This is a genomic window from Nocardia ninae NBRC 108245 (assembly GCF_007990755.1).
GTDB lineage: Bacteria > Actinomycetota > Actinomycetes > Mycobacteriales > Mycobacteriaceae > Nocardia > Nocardia ninae.
In genome coordinates this window covers 1-16,193 of record NZ_BJXA01000078.1, presented here as the reverse complement: position 1 = coordinate 16,193, position 16,193 = coordinate 1, and the positions used below count along the sequence as shown (strand labels likewise).

Below are 16,193 nucleotides of genomic sequence, written 5' to 3'. Positions count from 1 at the left end.
GCGAACGTAGCCCCGGCTGCCGACATACTCCACACTAAATACTCCACGTGGAATATACGGCGCGGAGCAATACGATCGCAAGGCTCGGCCACCGCGCGCAGAGGTGATCACGGGCACAGCAAACCGGCCCCCGACATCAGTCGAGGGCCGGGCTGAACGGGACTGTTCGGCGGCTCAGCCGGCGGTTCGCACGCTGAGGTCAGGAGCCACCGGCAGGACGGTGGCGCGACGGAGCCGCCCGGTGCCCGGCGTGCTCGCCCACACGGCCACGGCGAGCAACCCGTCGAGAACCATGGCCAGGACCGCGACCAGCAGCGCGCCGACGAGCACACGGTCGTACCGGTAGAGGCTGATGCCGTCGAAGATGTAGCGGCCCAGGCCGCCGAGGTTGACGTAGGCGGCGATGGTCGCGGTGGCCACGACCTGCAGGGTGGCGCCGCGCAGACCGGTGAGCAGGATCGGCATGGCGTTGGGCACCTCGACCCGGAACAGGATCTGGGTCTCGGTCATGCCCATGGCGCGCGAGGCGTCGACGACATCGGCGGGGACATTGGCGATTCCGGCGTAGGCACCGGCCAGCAGCGGCGGAATACCAACGGTCACCAGGGCGAGCAGCGGCGGGATCAGTCCGAGACCGAGTCCGAGCACCAGAAAGGTGAGCAGGCCCAGGGTCGGCAGCGCCCGCATGGCGTTGGCGAAGCCGACGAGCACCGCCGCCCCACGTTTGGTGTGTCCGATCACCAGACCGAGCGGCAGCGCGACCGCGGCGGACGCGACGATGGTGAGGAAGCTGTACCAAAGATGTTCGGCGATACGGTGTTCGATGCCCGCGGGGCCGTTCCAATTCGCGCCGTCGGTGAGATAGTGCCAGGCATCGATGAAAAGGTTCATGCCGCAACGCCTTTCGCCTGCGCCGATCGCGCGTCGGCCCGCACCCACGGCGTGGCCCAGCGGCCGAGCGCGTAGACGAGACGGTCGAAGATCAGGGCCAGCGCCAGGATCACGATGATGCCCGCGACGATCTCGTCCGGATAGTCACGCTGATAGCCCTGAGTGAACAGCTTGCCGACCCCGCCGACCCCGATCAGCGCGCCGACCGACACCATGGCGATATTGGTGACCACCACCACCCGCAGGCTGGACACGAAAACCGGGATGGCCAGCGGCATGTCGACGGTCAAGGTGCGCCGCAGCGAGCTGAACCCGACCGCGTCGGCGGCGTCGATCACCTCGGCGGACACCGAGTCCAGCGCCGCGGGCACCGCGATCACCAGCAGCGCGGTCGAGTACACGGTCAGCGCGATGATCACGTTCAACGGGTCGATCGTCGAGATCCCGACCAGCGGCGGGATGATCACGAACAGCGCGAGCGAGGGAATCGTGTACGCCAGGCTCGCCACGGTCACCGTCATCCGGCGCAGCCAGGAGACCCGGCGCACCAGCGCACCCACCGGCACCGCGATCACCAAGCCGAGCACCAGCGGTACCAGCGCCAGGTAGAGATGGGTTCTGGTGAACCCCATGATCTCGGCGAAGTTGTCGATCAGGTACCTCACGTCGATCCCCCGCCGCCCACTTCCTGTTCGAAGAAGTGCCTGTTGCGCTCGGCGTCTTCGACAGCGCGCTGATCGGCGAGCCGTTGCAGGATCTCGGTGGCCAGCACGCCACCCCGCACGGCACCCGAATCATCCACGGCGACACCGACTCCGGACGGCGAAGAGATCGCGGCGTCCAGTGCCTGCCGCAGATCACCGGACGGCGTGAACAGCGAACCGCCCGCCGACGTGCTGTCCGCCAGCGAACGACCGCCACGCACCGACTCCACCCCGGTGACGTCGATCCAGCCGGACGGTTTACCTTCGGCATCCACGATCAACACCCAGTCGCCGCGGTCCAGCCGCAGTGACGGCACCTCCGCCGATGTCGCGGTCCGAATCTCGTGCAGCGGAACGTCTTTCGCCGACCGGAAGGAGAGCCCGCGATAGCCGCGGTCGCGTCCGACGAAATCGGCAACGAAATCGGTGGCAGGCTGAGCCAGCACATGATCCGGCGGGTCGTACTGCTGCAACACCCCGCCGCGACCGAACACCGCCAGGCGATCACCGAGGGTGATCGCCTCATCGATGTCGTGCGTCACGAACACGATGGTCTTCTGCAATTCGGCCTGCAGCCTGTGCATCTCGGTCTGCAGCTCGGCCCGCACCACCGGGTCGACCGCGCTGAACGGCTCGTCCATCAGCAGCACCGGCGGGTCCGCGGCCAGCGCCCTGGCCACCCCGACGCGCTGCTGCTGACCGCCGGACAGCTGCGCCGGATATCGGCCGGCCAGCGACCGATCCAGCCCGACCCGGTCGAGCACCTCCAGCGCCGCCGCGCGGGCGGCCTTGCGCGAATCGCCGCGCAGCACCGGCACGGTCGCCACATTGTCGACGACCGTGCGGTGCGGCAGCAGTCCACCGCTCTGGATCACGTAACCGATACCGAGCCGCAGCTTTACCGGGTCGACCGTCGAAATGTCTTGTCCGGCAATGGTGATCGCGCCGGAACTGGGCGTGATCATCCGGTTGATCATCCGCATCGAGGTGGTCTTGCCGCAGCCGGACGGGCCGACGAACACGGTGAACGAACCGGAGTCGATGCGCAGATCGAGGTCGGTGACGGCGTGCGTGCCGTCCGGATAGGTCTTGCTGATACCGCGGAATTCGATATCGGACAACGCTTTTCTCCTACCCGGTGGGGGTCTTCAGCCCCTGCGCGGCCACCCATGCCGCGGCCGCGGCCTTGGGCTCGGTCTTGCTGCTACCGGAGACGGCCTCGTTCAGCTCGATCAGTTCCGCGGTGGTCAGCTTCGCCGAGGCCGCGTTCAGGGCGGCCAGCGCCTTGTCCGACTTCTTGGCCGCGTTGAACAGCGGGACCACGTTCTGCGCGGCGAAGTTGTGCTTCGGATCCGCAAGCACCACAAGGTTGTTCTGCGGGATGGCGGGCGAGGTGGTGAAGATATCGGCTGCGGTCACCTGACCTTCGACCAGCGCGCGCACGGTGGCGGGCCCGCCACCGTCGGCGATCGGCACGAAGTTGTTCGGGGCGATGTCGAGGTTGTAGTTCTTCTTCAGGCCGGGCAGGCCGCCCGGGCGCTCCTGGAACTCCGCGGGCGCACCGAATTTCACCTCGGCGGAGTGGGCGGCCAGATCGGCGATGGACTGCAGGTTCCAGCGTTCGGCGGTGGCCTTGGTGACCACCACGGCGTCGGAATCCTCACCGGGGGCCGGGGTTCCGATGGCCAGCTCCGAGCCGAGGGCCTTGGCGAGCGCGCTGTCGACGTCGGCGGCGCTGGTCGCTGTCGCGTTCTTGTCCAGGTACTGCAGCAGGTTGCCGGTGTACTCGGGGATCACCGAGATCGCGCACTGGCGCACCGCAGGCACGTAGGCTTCCCGGCTGCCGATGTTCAGCTTGGTCTCGACCTTGAATCCGTTGACCCGCAAGACCTCCGCGTAGATCTCGGCGACGGTCTCGGACTCCGGGAAGTTCGCCGAGCCGACGATGAGGCCGTCGCCTTCGCAGTCACCTTTGCTGGCGAGCGGGTCGGAGTTGCCACAGGCGGACAGGATCATGGCGGCGGCCAATGCCGTCGCGGCGACGATGAATCGGACGGCGCGCATGGTGAGCCGCAGCGCCGACCGACCGTGCCGCGCGGCATCGGGGGTGATCGAGGTTTTCACTGAAGTCCTTCCGGCATGACGGGCAGTGCGAGGTCCCGGGGCAGCACAGCCACCGGTACATTCTGGGTGTCCATACTGCCCGCTTCAGGGTCTTCCTGTTAGCTCTGTCGGTCTCTCGGAGAGTTGGTGTCGCCGGATGGTGTTACCCGCGTCGCTGCGGATGCTGGCTCGATTACTGGTCGTCGCGACCGCCGCACTGGCCGTATCCTGCGGGAACGGTGAGCAGGGCGCGCGGATCACGGTCGGCGCCGGTGACTCGATCGAGTCGGGGCTGCTCGCCGAAATATATGCGGGCGCACTGGCTCGCACCGGCGCGCGCACCTCGGTCGAGGCGCGGCTGGGCGGGCGCGCCGACTATCTGGCCGCGCTCGACGCGGGGCGGGTCGACCTGGTCGGTGAGCACAACGGTGCGCTGCTGGCCTTCCTCGACACCACCGCCCCCGACCGCACGCCCGGCGATGTGCGTAAGGCGCTGAGCAAGTCGCTGCCCGAGGGACTGGTGGTCACCGATGCCGCCGACGGCACCGATCTGCGGCCGCGCGTCATCCTTACCAGCGAGGCCGCGGCGCGCGACAACGTGCGCACCGTCGGCGATCTCGTGCCACGCTGCGGCACGCTCACGATCGGCGTGGCGCCCGTCCCCGACCTGATCGGCCTGCCACCCGCGCTCGAACAGGTGGCGGACTGCGCCACGACCGTGCGGTTCCCGGACGCGGCGGCGCTGCGAAAGGCGCTGCTGGACGGGCAGGTTCAAGCCGGGCTGCTGACCGGCCCGCCCGCCGTCGTACCCGGGTCGACCGACGGGCTGACGATCCTGTCCGACGCCGACTACGCCCTGCGCGCGGAGAACGTGCTGCCGCTGTCCCGCAAGGGTGTGCTCGACGAGGTGCAGATCAAGAAGCTCAATTACGTTGCGGGCGAACTCACCACCGACGAGCTCGCGGCGATGATCCGCGGCGTCCGGGACGAGGGTGCGAAGCCCGCGGAGCTGGCGCGTAAGTGGCTCGACGACCACTCGCTGTAAACACCGCACGTTCGGCACCGGACATCGCTAACGTCTGACCAGTGAGTATCAGGTTCATCGGCGGCTATGTGGCGCTCGTGGCGATTCTGCTGTTCGTGTGGGCGACCAACACGGACCGCAATCCCGTGTTCGCGGCGTCCCTGGTTTTCGCGCTGTGCGCGATGGTCGCCATGAACGTCTGGATCCACCTGTCCAACCGTCGGCAGCACAACACGCGAAAGGCGCCCCGCCCCGATCGGGACAAGGCGCCTTCCAGCGAGTGAGTTGCTAGGCAACACCTTCGGCACGCGCGGCGGCCGCGACGGCCTCGGCGACCGCGGGAGCGACCCGCGGGTCCAGCGGGCTCGGCACGATCTTCTCCGGGCCGAGCTCGGCGGCGACGACGCTGAGGATGGCGTCGGCGGCGGCGATCTTCATGCCCTCGGTGATCCGGCGGGCACCGGCGTCGAGCGCGCCCTTGAACACGCCGGGGAAGGCGAGCACATTGTTGATCTGGTTCGGGAAGTCGCTGCGGCCGGTGGCCACGATCGCGGCGTACTTGCGCGCGACCTCGGGGTGGATCTCCGGGTCCGGGTTGGACATGGCGAACACGATCGACTCCGGCGCCATCGAGGCGATGAGCTCCTCGGCGATCAGGCCTGCGGACAGGCCGAGGAAGACGTCGGCGCCGGTGAGGGCCTCGGCCGCGCCGCCGGTCAGCCCGCGCGGGTTGGTCCGGGTGGCCAGCTCGGCCTTCACCTCGTTGAGGTCGGTGCGCTCCCGGGTGATGATGCCCTTCGAGTCGAGCACGGTGACGTCCCGAACACCCGCGGCCAGCAGGATATTCGTGCAGGCGACACCGGCGGCGCCCGCACCGGACACCACCACCTTCATGTCGTCGATGGCGCGACCCTGCACCTTGGCCGCGCCGTTGAGAGCGGCGAGCACCACGATGGCGGTGCCGTGCTGATCGTCGTGCATCACCGGGCAGTCGAGCGCCTCGATGAGTCGCTTCTCCACCTCGAAGCAGCGCGGCGCCGAGATGTCCTCCAGGTTCACCGCGCCGAAGCTCGGGCGCAGCCGGATAACCGTCTCGACGATCTCGTCGACGTCCTTGGTGTCCAGCACGATCGGGATCGAGTTGAGGTCGGCGAACTTCTTGAACAGCGCTGCCTTGCCCTCCATCACCGGAAGCGAGGCGCGCGGGCCGATATCGCCGAGACCGAGCACCGCGGTGCCGTCGCTGACCACCACGACGAGCCGGTCGGTCCAGGTGTAGCGCTTGGCGAGCTCGGCGTCCTGCGCGATCGCCCGGCTCACCTGAGCGACGCCCGGGGTGTAGGCGATCGACAGGTCGCGCTGGGTTTCCAGCGGCGAGCTGAGTTCTACCGAGAGCTTGCCTCCGAGATGCCCCGCGAAAATCTCGTCGTGGGTGATTTCGGAAAGACTTGCAGTGGCATTCGGTGCGTCAGTCACAGGTGACACGATTTCACTCCTGCTCGGGCCGGACAAACCGGGGGACGGTTACCGCCGGGTATATAGGTATTAGTAGATTCTTTAAGCTCATCGAGTGCGCTGACCGGTACGTTTCGCGTGTTACGGCGGGTCACGAAAAACCCGTTGCCGATTTCGCTGACGTGGCGCGGCACTGATCCGCGGAGCGGGAGCCGGACGGGTGGGTCCGGACAGAACATGCGGCGTGATCCTCGGGTCGCGACGGTGCGTCGCGAGGCGGAGATCTCCGTAACTCCAGTACCCGGCGGTGGCTTGGGTAAGGAATCCGACACATTCTGCCAGCACAGTCTGCGACTTGCCAAACCGGTCTGGTTCTCGCCGTGTCGCCTGCCCGCCCCCAGCTTACTGCGACGGAATTACCGGACGGTAAGCGAAAACTCGCGTACCGCGCCGACCGGGCGGTGAGTTGTCACATCGCGATGGGGTCGACCGGTGTGAGGTGCTCATCGGTCGAAGCCGGTGTGTCTTCCGCAGGCCGGATCTCCGGCGCGTCCGGAATCGCCGCCGACCGCGTGCTCAGCACGCCGGCCTCGCGGGTATGCGCGACGGCCGGTCCGCGTGCATCGAATACGAGCGCGTCGCGCCTACCCGACTGACCGCGGGCGTCGAGCACGCGCGTCTCTCGCCGAGGGGAGGGTCCGCGTGCGTCGAACACCAGGGTCTCCCGCCGGATGGACGGGTCGTGTGCCTCGACCACGAGCGCCTCGCGCCTGCCCCGCGCGACCGGCTCGCGGGCGGGCGGCACAGCAATCTCCTTGGCACCGACCATGCCCGCGTCCAATGCCGCGATCTCGCGGGCGTCCGGGCGAACCCACACGTTGTCCAGCCCCCCTGACATCAACCGCACCCGCCAATCCGCCTCGGCCCCGGGATGATCGGTGCGCCGATGCATGCCGCGGCTCTCGGTCCGCGCCAGCGCGCTGTATTTGGTCCACCGCGCCACGGCCAGCAGCGCGGCCGCCTGCCGGGCCCGCAACCGATCCAATCCGGTGCCGCCAAGGTCGAATTCGGCGCCCGGCCACATCGAGTCGAGTTCGCCGATGCTGTCGACCAGGCTGCCCGCGCTGCGCCAGTAACTGCGCCGCAGTGGCAGCGTGTGCTCCTGCACCAGCCCGACCACCGCGCGCGGATCGATCCGGGACACCTCGCTGAGCCCCGCCCCCGGCACCTCGCGCACCGGACTGCGCAGGTCGGCCGCGCGTGCGTACCTGGCCGCGCCGGCACCGGCCCACACCCCGGAGGCGATGGCCCAGGCACCGCCCTGTCCACCGAACCCGCTGACCGCACCGGTGATCAGCTCCCTGGTGGTCACGTCGCCGGCGCCGAACAGCCCGCCGATCGTGGTCGCGCAGTCGTGGTTCGCGACCCGCAAGCCGCCTGTGCCGCGCACCGTGCCCTCGAGCACCGCGCGCAGCGGTACCCGGCCGGTGTGGTCGACCAGGCCCTGCTCGGTCAGCCAACCGCGCATCGAGGCGGGCACGTCGTCGAGTGCCGCGAACACCCGGTGGCCGTCGGCGATGGCGGCGAAGGCCGCGGCGCGGTGGCCTTCGAGGATGGCCCCCGACTCGTCGTACAGGGTGGCGAAATGCAAACCGAGCCCGGACGCTGACTTGGGCCGGGCCGTATTCGGCACATGCACCACGGGTGTCAGGCCGTACGCACTGGAGAACTCCATGCCGGAGAGCTCGGCGCCTGCTTCCGCGGCGAACAGCAGGCCGTCACCGGTGTCCACGTCGGTGCCCGCGCCGCCGGAGAGAAAGGCACAACCGCCGGTAGCCACCACCACGGCGCCCGCACGGACGGTCCACGCCTGGCAGTGGTTGTGCAGCTGCACCCCGGTGGCCCCGGCGACGCCGCCGTCGCGATCGACGAGCAGTTGCAGGGCCGGATGATGGTCGAGGACGCGCACACCCGCGTCGAGCGCGCTGCGCCGCATCCGGCGCAGGTAACTGGCGCCGTCCAGATATACCCGCAGCGAAGAGCCGGGTCCCGCGCCGGGGAATCGATAACCCCAGCGGGCCAGCTGCTCGACCCGCAGGTGCGTCTCCTCCAGCACGCGGTGCATCCATTCCGGATCGCCGAGTCCGCCGCCGTGCGCGTACCCGCGGCGCACCGCCTCGTCCCTGGCCGGTCCGGGCGGGATGTTCCACAACGAGGTGGTGCCGTGTGCGGTGGGGCCGCTGGTGCCGCATCTGGCCTTGTCGGCGAGCACGACCCGGGCGCCGGTGGCGGCGGCGGAGACGGCTGCCCAGGTTCCGGCAGGGCCTCCGCCCAGAACCAGTACGTCCGTCTCGAGTTCGGTCACAATGAGAAATATTCGGCCACAATTCACGTTGCCGCAACCATTAGCGGAATATTTAGCGGTGGCGTTTCGGATCCGTTGTCACCCGAATGCCATAACGCCGCCGTAGATCAACTCCACCACTGCGTCCACAGCAATAATCCAGCGAAGATAAAAACAACCGCAGATCCGGAAAAGGCGGCAAAACCCCGACGCTTATCCGAATAAATTTGCGCCACAACGGCTATCACGGCGACCACCACATGCCACGCCACCGACTCGACGCCCGGGCCGGGGAAGTCCCGGCGACCCGCCATGAACGCCGTGCCGACGATGACCAGCATCAGCGCGACGGTGCCCGCGGCGACGATCCCGCTGAGGCCACGCAGGAGCCTCACGAAGCGATCACCGGCACACCGGTCGCCTTGCCCACCAGCACCTCGTATTGCGCTGGGTCGGTGGTGAACTCACCGAGGCTGATGGTCTTGTTGGTGCCGTGGTAGTCCGACGAGCCGGTAGTGAACAGACCGAGCTCGGCGGCCAGGTCCGCCAGCACCGCGCGGTCCTGCGCCGAATGGTCCGGATGGTCGAGCTCCAAACCGCCCAGGCCGAGCGTGGCCAACTCCCTGATGTCGGACAAGGCGAGCAATCGGCCGCGCTTACGGGCCCGTGCGTGCGCGATCACGCTCACCCCGCCCGCGGTGGCGATCATCTCCACCGCCCGCCGCAGCGGCGTGTCGGCCTTCTCCACGTAGTACGGGCCATGCGGCGCGAGCAACTCCTCGAAGGCGGCGTCGACACTGGGCACCACACCCGCCGCCACCAACGCCCTGGCCAAGTGCGGCCGACCCGCGGACGGCCCGGCCGAGGCGAGCACGGCATCCGGATCGATCGGCAACCCGTCGGCCACCATCCGCTCGGCCATCGCGCGCACCCGCTCGATCCGCTCGCCACGCAACCGCTCCCGCTCGTCGGCGAAACTGCGGTCGGTGGGGTCGAACAGGTAAGCCAGCAGATGCACCGGCACCGGCCAGCCGTCCTCGCCGAGGCCGATACACGACATCTCCATGCCCCGGACCAGCGTCAACCCCTGCGGCAGCGCGTCGACCGCCTCGGTCCAGCCCGACGTGGTGTCGTGGTCGGTGATCGCGAGGACGTCCAAGCCTGCGGCGGCCGCGTTGCGAACCAGTTCCGCCGGGGTGTCGGTGCCATCGGACGCCGTCGAATGGGTATGCAGATCAATGCGCACGCCCTCAGTCTTACAGTGCGTGTACCCCGAACCGCACCGGCAGGCGACGTAGCATCGCCGTGTGCCATCGATACCGTCGTTCCGTGGTTCCGGCCGCGGACCACAGCAGCAGCTGCCACGCATCCCGATCCCGACCGCGCGGGCCATCGTGGACTGCGGCGTCTACGTCGAGGGACAGCGGCTGCCCGGCAGATTCACCCACCGCGAGGCGCTCGCCGAGGTGCGCAACCGTGGCGCGGGTTTCGTCTGGGTCGGCCTGCACGATCCGGACGAGGGCCAGATGGCCGATATCGCCGAGACGTTCGGGCTGCACGCGCTCGCAGCCGAAGACGCGGTGCACGCGCATCAACGCCCGAAGCTGGAGCGCTACGACGACACGCTGGTCATGGTGATGCGGACGGTCGCCTACGTCGAACACGAAATGCACAGCGTCAGCGAGATCGTGGAGACCGGCGAGATCATGGTCTTCACGGCGCCGGACTTCGTGGTGAGCGTGCGCCACGGCGAGCATTCCGAACTGGCCTCGCTGCGCAAGGAACTGGAGGCCGACCCGGCCCAACTGATGCTCGGCACCGGCGCGGTGCTGCACGCGATCGCCGATCACGTGGTGGACTCCTACATCGAAGTGACGCAGTCGATCGAGCTCGATATCGACGCGATGGAGGAGGCGGTCTTCACGCCGCGCAACCACATCACCATCGAGTCGATCTACCAGCTCAAGCGCGAAGTGGTGGAACTACGCCGGGCCGTGAACCCGCTCGCGGTCCCGCTCCAGGTGCTCGGGCACAAGCCGGATGTGCCGCTGCCCAAGGAGATTCGGCGCTACATGCGTGACGTGGCAGATCACCACGCCGGGGTGGCCGAGCGGATCACCGATTTCGACGAGGCACTCAGCGCGTTGATCAGTGCCGTGCTGGCCAAGGTCGGGGTGCAGCAGAACACCGACATGCGCACGATCTCGGCGTGGGTCGCGATCGCCGCGGTGCCGACCATGATCGCGGGCCTCTACGGCATGAACTTCACCCATATCCCGGGATCCGAAGACGTGTGGGGCTTTTGGCTGGTCGTCGTGGTCACCCTGGGCATCTGCGTGGGGTTGTACGTCAACTTTCACCGCAACAACTGGCTGTAGCGCCGGATCACAGGCTGGCGGCGCCTCTTTCGGGGTCACGCACGTCGATCCCCGCCTCCGCCCACGCATCTCGCAACGCCTGCGCCCCGCGCACCCGCACCCAGGCGGCCTCGGTCGCGGTCACCGGCGTCACCGCGAAGTACCGCACCGGTTCGGCGGGCTCGGGCAGCACCACCTCGGGAATCTGACTGTCGCCCAACAGCACTGCGGAGAACGGCGCGCCCTGCCACATCGGCTCACCCAGATCCATCAGCGCATCCGCTTGCAGCACAACGCCTTCCACGGCGGGCGCGGCGGCGAGTACCCCTAGCGTCTTGGCCAGACCCGAGCTCGCACCGGCCGTGCCACGCAACGTGAGCACCAGCTCGGCGCGCGGCCCCTTGACCGGATCGGCAAGCAGCGCAGTGGGATCGCCCATCGGATGGCGCGAGCCGCCCACCGTCGCGTAGTGCACCAGTTCGCCGTCGGCGATCCGCAGGATCTCGATGGGTTCCAAGCCGAGGAACGTCACCGACGCCGAATCGACGCCGGCCGCTTGCACACCGAAGTGGTCCAGCACACCGGTGCGGACCGTCGACACCACCTCCATGCGTCAGATGGCCAGCCGCGCAAGCATGTCCCGCGCCTGTTCGGCGGACTTCGGGTCGCACAGCACGTCGTAGCGCCCGGCCACCAACTGCATGGTGGAGGCGAAGTCGCGCTGCCCCTTGGTCGCCGCGTACGGGATCGAGGTGGAGATGACGCCGAAGATGATGCCGCCGACCAGGCCGACCAGCAGCGGGCCGAGTGCGCCGCTGGTGGTGAACAGGCTCAGCAGCAGGCCGAGGAACAAGCCCAGCCACGCTCCGCTCACCACACCGCCACCGATGACCTTGCCCCAGGTGAGCCGGTAGAGGACGCGCTCGACCTGCATCAGGTCGACGCCGACGATGGTGACGTCCTGCACCGGGAACTGGCTGTCGGCCAGGTAATCGACGGCCTTCTGGGCCTCGGCATAGGTGGGATAGGAGCCGACCGGCCAGCCGGACGGCGGCGTCGGCAGCGCTTGCCGTGCGCGATTCGAGTTCCCCAAGGGATTCGTCATGTCTCTATTCTGCTATTCCGACCGGATTCCCGGTGGTGTGAAACGCGTGGTACGCGTCATTGCCGCGGCCCGGCCCTTTTCCGCGATCACCTGAGCCATTTTCGCACTAGCCTCATCGATCATTTCGTCACCGAGCATGACCGCGCCGCGGGCACCACCCTCGGCCGAGGTGTGAAAGGCGTACGCGTCCAGGATCAGCTCGGCGCGATCGTAGTCGGCCTGGCGCGGGCTGAAGATCTCGTTTGCCGCCTCGATCTGGCCGGGATGCAGCACCCACTTGCCGTCGAAGCCGAGCGCCGCGGTGCGCGCGGCGGCCCGCCGGAAGCCGCCCACGTCCCGAATCTGCAGGTACGGGCCGTCGATCGCCTGCAGACCGTGCGCGCGGGCGGCGAGCAGGATCGTCATCAGGATGTGGTGATAGGCATCACCGGTGTCGTAGCCCTCCGGCTGCTCGCCGACCACCAGGGTGCGCATGTTGATGCTCGCCATGAAGTCGGCGGGCCCGAAAACCAGCGCCTGCACCCGCGGGCTCGCGGTGGCGATCTCATCGATATTGCGGAGCCCCAGCGCGTTTTCGATCTGCGGTTCGATGCCGATCCGACCGACCTCGAGCCCGGTCGCCTTCTCCAACTGGGTGAGCAGCAGATCCAGGGCGCGCACCTGGCCTGCGTCGGTGACCTTCGGCAGCAGGATGGCATCCAGGGCGGTGCCCGCGCCCTCGACGATGGTGATCACGTCGGCGTAGGTCCACTGGGTGGTCCAGTCGTTGACGCGGACCACGCGCAGCTGGTCGCCCCAGTCGGAGTCGTTCAGCGCCGCCACGATATTCGCCCGCGCCTCGGCCTTGGCGGCCGGCGCGACGGCGTCCTCCAGATCGAGAAACACCTCGTCGACGGGCAGGCCCTTGGCCTTTTCGATCATCTTCTTGTTGCTGCCCGGACAGGCGAGCACCGAACGGCGCGGCTTCAAGATCACTCCCGTCGATCGTGGCGAGGTACTTGCCCCCGCCTGCGAACCTCTAGCCTGGCAAGCATGGCAGCTACCAGGGTGTACGTCGCCAGGCTGGCCGGCCTGGTGGTGTTGGGACCGGACGGCGAGTCTATCGGCCGGGTCCGCGATGTCGTCGTGGCCATCCGGTACGACCGGCAACAGCCCAGGATCCACGGTCTCGTCGTCGAATTGCCCACCCGTCGGCGCATTTTCGTGCCGATCCTGCGGGTCACCGCGATCGAGCCGGGGGTGGTGACACTGAACACCGGGACGGTGAGCCTGCGCCGGTTCACCCAGCGCCCCGGCGAAATGCTCGCGCTCGCGCAGATCGTGGATTCCGCGGTGCGCGTGGAGGATCCGGATCTGCCGGACCTCGCCGGGGTGGATGTGGTCGTGGTCGATCTCGGCATGGAGCAGACCCGCACCAGGGACTGGCGGGTCACCAGGGTGGCGGTGCGCGGGCACCGCAGGATCGGGCGCCGCCGCACCGTGCACGTGGTGGACTGGATCCACGTGTCGGGGCTGACGCCGACCGAGATCGATCGGCCGGGCCAGGAGGTCACCCAGCTGCTGGAGCAGTTCGAGGGCCTGCGCCCCGCCGATGTCGCGCATCTGCTGCGCGAACTGCCGGAGAAGCGGCGCATCGAAGTCGCCATCGCGCTCGACGACGAACGGCTCGCCGATGTCGTGCAGGAGCTGCCCGACGACGAGCAGGTCGATCTGCTCGGCCACTTGGAAGTGCGCCGGGCTGCCGACGTGCTCGAGGCGATGGATCCCGACGACGCCGCCGACCTGCTGGGCGAGCTGCCGGTCAGCGAGGCCGAATCGCTGCTCGCGCTGATGGACCCGGAGGAATCCGAACCGGTGCGCCGGCTGCTCGAGCATTCGCCCTACAGCGCGGGCGGCCTGATGACGCCGAAGCCGGTGATCCTGACGCCGTCCACCACGGTCGCCGAGGCGCTGGCGCGAGTACGCAACCCCGATCTGACGCCCGCGCTGGCGTCCATGGTGTTCGTGGTGCGCCCGCCGACCGCGACACCCACCGGTCGCTACCTGGGTTCGGTGCACATCCAGCAGTTGCTGCGCGAGCCACCGGCCCATCTGGTCGGCGGCATTCTCGACGCGGAGCTGGCGCCGCTGCGCCCCGACGTCCCGCTGGCCGCGGTCACGCGGTACTTCGCGACCTACAACCTGGTCTGCGGACCGGTGGTGGACGAGGAGAACCACCTGCTCGGCGCGGTGAGCGTCGACGATGTGCTCGACCATCTGCTGCCCGACGACTGGCGGGATCAGGAAGAGCTGCACGAAGGGATAGTCCGTCATGACTGACAAAGGCGGCGCTCGGCAGCGGCTGGAGACGCCGGTCGAGTCCCGGTTCCGGATCGAGTGGGACGCCGAGGCGCTCGCGCGCAGCAGCGAGCGGGTCGCCCGCTTCCTCGGCACCGGCCGCTACCTGGCCATTCAGACGATCATCGTGATTATTTGGATCGCGTTGAATGTCTTCGTCATCGCATTGCGCTGGGACCCGTATCCGTTCATTCTGTTGAATCTGGCGTTCTCCACCCAGGCCGCCTATGCCGCGCCGTTGATCCTGCTGGCGCAGAACCGGCAGGACAACCGCGACCGGGTCTCCCTGGAGGAGGACCGGATGCGGGCCGCCCAGACCAAGGCGGACACCGAATTCCTGGCCCGCGAACTCGCAGCGTTGCGTATCGCGGTCGGCGAAGTGGCGACTCGCGACTATTTGCGCAGGGAATTGGAGGAGATGAAGGAGATACTCGATCGGATCGAGGGCGCGAGCGACGACAACCCGCAGCGCAAGAAAAACTCCGGCCGAAAGCAGACGTCCACCCCGGTTTCACCGGCTGTAGCTGATGATTGACGGGAAATACCGAACAACTACCTGACTGGTGGGTAACCTGGACAGCGTTGTCCCGAGCGGCTCGGGAAGGGGATGTCCCGGACAGCCGCTCAAACGACGTAGAGGATTGGTGTGGCTGAATGCGTATATCTGCTCCGATAACCGTCTCGGCCCTGGTCGTAGCTGGTCTGGTAGCCACAGGCTCGACCTCCGACCCCACCACCTCCGCCGGCGCACCGCAGGCCCCCGAGGCTTTGCTCGCGTCGTCCGCCAATCCGACGGGCAGTACGGGCAAGGCAAGTGAAACAGGACTGTCTAAGACAGTCGGCCTGCTCCCGGTGACCCAGGAGGCACCCCGCAAACTACGGGCAATGACCCCGTCCGACGGCTCGGCGCCGTTTGCCGGACGGGTGCCGTTGCAGGAGATCTCGCTCCCGCTGATCGGCGGCGCGCTGGGAATTCCCGAGGTCGTGCTCGCCGCGTACCGCAACGCCGAGCTCGCGCTCGAATCCTCCACCCCCGGCTGCGGACTGTCCTGGAGCCTGCTCGCGGGCATCGGCCGGATCGAATCCGGCCACGCGGGCGGCGGGCGCACCGACGCCGCGGGCACCACGGTCACCCCGATCTACGGCCCGGCGCTGGACGGCACGCTGCCGGGCAACGAGATCATCAAGGCCGCCAGCGGCGGTTACGTGCGCGCGATGGGGCCGATGCAGTTCCTGCCCGGCACCTGGAGCCAGTACGCCGCCGACGGCAACGGCGACGGCATCGCCGATCCGAACAACGTCTTCGACTCCGCGCTCGCCGCGGGCAAGTACCTGTGTTCGGGCGGGTTGAACCTGCGCGACCAAGCCCAGGAACTACGCGCGGTGTTGCGCTACAACAACTCCACCGCCTACGCGGCCAACGTGCTCAGCTGGGCGGCGGCCTACCGCACCGGTGGCGCGCCGACCCAGGTGACCATCTCCCCCGACCTGATCCCGCCCGGCAGCAGCACACCGGCCCAGGGCCCGAACATGACCGCGGCGACCTACACGAACGCCGCGCCTGCCACGACCACGCCCGCGGCGCCGCAGACCAGTACGACCACGCCGACGCCGACCGAGGTGATGATCACCATCCCCGGTCTGCCGCCGATCCCGTGTGGCATCTTCTGCCCGCCGCCGCCGAAGCCGCTCAATCCCTGTGAGCCCGCCGTGATTCCGGCGCCCATGCCGCGCCCTGGCGAGCCCGCTGAGCCCGCGATCGTGCCCGGCGCACCCGGACAGACCTTCGGCGCGGGAGCGGCCGCTCCGCAGGATCCCGCGCACCCCGAGCAGCCGCCCGTGGCGCCGGTGTGCACGCCGCCCGAGGCCCAGC

General features: G+C 68.5%; 17 protein-coding genes. 6 read left to right on the top strand and 11 right to left on the bottom strand.

Features of this window, described 5'->3' with window-relative positions:
- Positions 1 to 174 precede the first annotated feature (174 nt).
- The 4 genes from NN4_RS36400 to NN4_RS36385 are packed head-to-tail and all read right to left on the bottom strand — an operon-like array spanning position 175 to position 3,659.
- Positions 175 to 891 (bottom strand): ABC transporter permease, encoded by a 717-nt coding sequence (locus NN4_RS36400; protein ID WP_147140697.1) that lies wholly within the window; start codon positions 889 to 891, stop codon positions 175 to 177.
- The gene (locus NN4_RS36395; protein ID WP_107659082.1) at positions 888 to 1,556 is read right to left on the bottom strand and encodes an ABC transporter permease; all 669 of its coding nucleotides are present in this window, start codon (positions 1,554 to 1,556) and stop codon (positions 888 to 890) included. Before NN4_RS36395 ends, NN4_RS36400 begins: the two co-directional genes overlap by 4 nt.
- A complete protein-coding gene (locus NN4_RS36390) occupies positions 1,553 to 2,716 on the bottom strand; it encodes an ABC transporter ATP-binding protein (protein ID WP_147140695.1) in 1,164 nt (387 codons plus the stop codon). The genes NN4_RS36395 and NN4_RS36390 overlap by 4 nt, the downstream gene beginning before the upstream one ends.
- A gap of 10 nt (positions 2,717 to 2,726) precedes the next feature.
- Positions 2,727 to 3,659 carry an ABC transporter substrate-binding protein gene (locus tag NN4_RS36385; protein ID WP_147140742.1) on the bottom strand — a complete coding sequence of 311 codons (933 nt, stop codon included), beginning with the start codon at positions 3,657 to 3,659 and terminating at the stop codon, positions 2,727 to 2,729.
- Between the two features lie 196 nt (positions 3,660 to 3,855).
- Between NN4_RS36385 and NN4_RS36380 the strand changes: the two genes are divergently transcribed.
- Positions 3,856 to 4,743: a glycine betaine ABC transporter substrate-binding protein gene (locus NN4_RS36380; protein ID WP_147140693.1), complete on the top strand. Its 888-nt coding sequence runs from the start codon at positions 3,856 to 3,858 to the stop codon at positions 4,741 to 4,743.
- A gap of 41 nt (positions 4,744 to 4,784) precedes the next feature.
- Positions 4,785 to 5,006 carry a hypothetical protein gene (locus NN4_RS36375; protein WP_147140691.1) on the top strand — a complete coding sequence of 74 codons (222 nt, stop codon included), beginning with the start codon at positions 4,785 to 4,787 and terminating at the stop codon, positions 5,004 to 5,006.
- 4 nt (positions 5,007 to 5,010) lie between these two features.
- On the opposite strand, the gene NN4_RS36370 is transcribed toward NN4_RS36375, so the two are convergent.
- From NN4_RS36370 to NN4_RS36355, 4 genes are all read right to left on the bottom strand, one after another.
- Positions 5,011 to 6,207, bottom strand: coding sequence for an NAD(P)-dependent malic enzyme (locus tag NN4_RS36370; protein WP_371865799.1), 1,197 nt, complete (start codon positions 6,205 to 6,207; stop codon positions 5,011 to 5,013).
- 439 nt (positions 6,208 to 6,646) lie between these two features.
- Positions 6,647 to 8,542: an FAD-dependent oxidoreductase gene (locus NN4_RS36365; protein ID WP_246181274.1), complete on the bottom strand. Its 1,896-nt coding sequence runs from the start codon at positions 8,540 to 8,542 to the stop codon at positions 6,647 to 6,649.
- 107 nt (positions 8,543 to 8,649) lie between these two features.
- Positions 8,650 to 8,916, bottom strand: coding sequence for a hypothetical protein (locus tag NN4_RS36360; protein ID WP_147140687.1), 267 nt, complete (start codon positions 8,914 to 8,916; stop codon positions 8,650 to 8,652).
- Entirely contained in the window at positions 8,913 to 9,767 is an 855-nt protein-coding gene (locus tag NN4_RS36355) for a PHP domain-containing protein (RefSeq protein ID WP_147140685.1), read from the bottom strand. Before NN4_RS36355 ends, NN4_RS36360 begins: the two co-directional genes overlap by 4 nt.
- 61 nt (positions 9,768 to 9,828) lie before the next feature.
- Between NN4_RS36355 and NN4_RS36350 the strand changes: the two genes are divergently transcribed.
- Positions 9,829 to 10,899, top strand: coding sequence for a magnesium and cobalt transport protein CorA (locus tag NN4_RS36350; RefSeq protein WP_147140683.1), 1,071 nt, complete (start codon positions 9,829 to 9,831; stop codon positions 10,897 to 10,899).
- Positions 10,900 to 10,906: 7 nt separating this feature from the next.
- Here the strand turns inward: NN4_RS36350 and NN4_RS36345 are convergent, their stop codons facing one another.
- Genes NN4_RS36345 through NN4_RS36335 form a run of 3 tightly spaced genes read right to left on the bottom strand, consistent with a single transcriptional unit; the run spans position 10,907 to position 12,958 of the window.
- On the bottom strand, positions 10,907 to 11,488 hold the full coding sequence (locus NN4_RS36345; RefSeq protein ID WP_147140681.1) for a suppressor of fused domain protein: 582 nt from the start codon (positions 11,486 to 11,488) through the stop codon (positions 10,907 to 10,909).
- Between the two features lie 3 nt (positions 11,489 to 11,491).
- Positions 11,492 to 11,983, bottom strand: coding sequence for a YflT domain-containing protein (locus NN4_RS36340; RefSeq protein WP_107659091.1), 492 nt, complete (start codon positions 11,981 to 11,983; stop codon positions 11,492 to 11,494).
- Positions 11,984 to 11,995: 12 nt separating this feature from the next.
- The gene (locus NN4_RS36335) at positions 11,996 to 12,958 is read right to left on the bottom strand and encodes an HpcH/HpaI aldolase/citrate lyase family protein (protein ID WP_281289448.1); all 963 of its coding nucleotides are present in this window, start codon (positions 12,956 to 12,958) and stop codon (positions 11,996 to 11,998) included.
- Between the two features lie 57 nt (positions 12,959 to 13,015).
- Between NN4_RS36335 and NN4_RS36330 the strand changes: the two genes are divergently transcribed.
- The 3 genes from NN4_RS36330 to NN4_RS45415 all read left to right on the top strand — a co-directional run.
- The gene (locus NN4_RS36330; RefSeq protein WP_147140679.1) at positions 13,016 to 14,302 is read left to right on the top strand and encodes a magnesium transporter MgtE N-terminal domain-containing protein; all 1,287 of its coding nucleotides are present in this window, start codon (positions 13,016 to 13,018) and stop codon (positions 14,300 to 14,302) included.
- Positions 14,295 to 14,855: a DUF1003 domain-containing protein gene (locus tag NN4_RS36325; protein WP_147140677.1), complete on the top strand. Its 561-nt coding sequence runs from the start codon at positions 14,295 to 14,297 to the stop codon at positions 14,853 to 14,855. Before NN4_RS36330 ends, NN4_RS36325 begins: the two co-directional genes overlap by 8 nt.
- A gap of 350 nt (positions 14,856 to 15,205) precedes the next feature.
- On the top strand, positions 15,206 to 16,193 hold a 988-nt coding region (locus NN4_RS45415; protein ID WP_308633346.1), incomplete at its 3' end, for a lytic transglycosylase domain-containing protein.

Coding starts and splice junctions, on each gene's coding strand:
- NN4_RS36400 (WP_147140697.1), bottom strand. CDS start 891: ATGAACCTTTTCATCGATGCCTGGCACTATCTCACCGACGGCGCGAAT.
- NN4_RS36385 (WP_147140742.1), bottom strand. CDS start 3,659: ATGCGCGCCGTCCGATTCATCGTCGCCGCGACGGCATTGGCCGCCGCC.
- NN4_RS36380 (WP_147140693.1), top strand. CDS start 3,856: ATGGTGTTACCCGCGTCGCTGCGGATGCTGGCTCGATTACTGGTCGTC.
- NN4_RS36345 (WP_147140681.1), bottom strand. CDS start 11,488: ATGGAGGTGGTGTCGACGGTCCGCACCGGTGTGCTGGACCACTTCGGT.
- NN4_RS36340 (WP_107659091.1), bottom strand. CDS start 11,983: ATGACGAATCCCTTGGGGAACTCGAATCGCGCACGGCAAGCGCTGCCG.
- NN4_RS36330 (WP_147140679.1), top strand. CDS start 13,016: ATGGCAGCTACCAGGGTGTACGTCGCCAGGCTGGCCGGCCTGGTGGTG.
- NN4_RS36325 (WP_147140677.1), top strand. CDS start 14,295: ATGACTGACAAAGGCGGCGCTCGGCAGCGGCTGGAGACGCCGGTCGAG.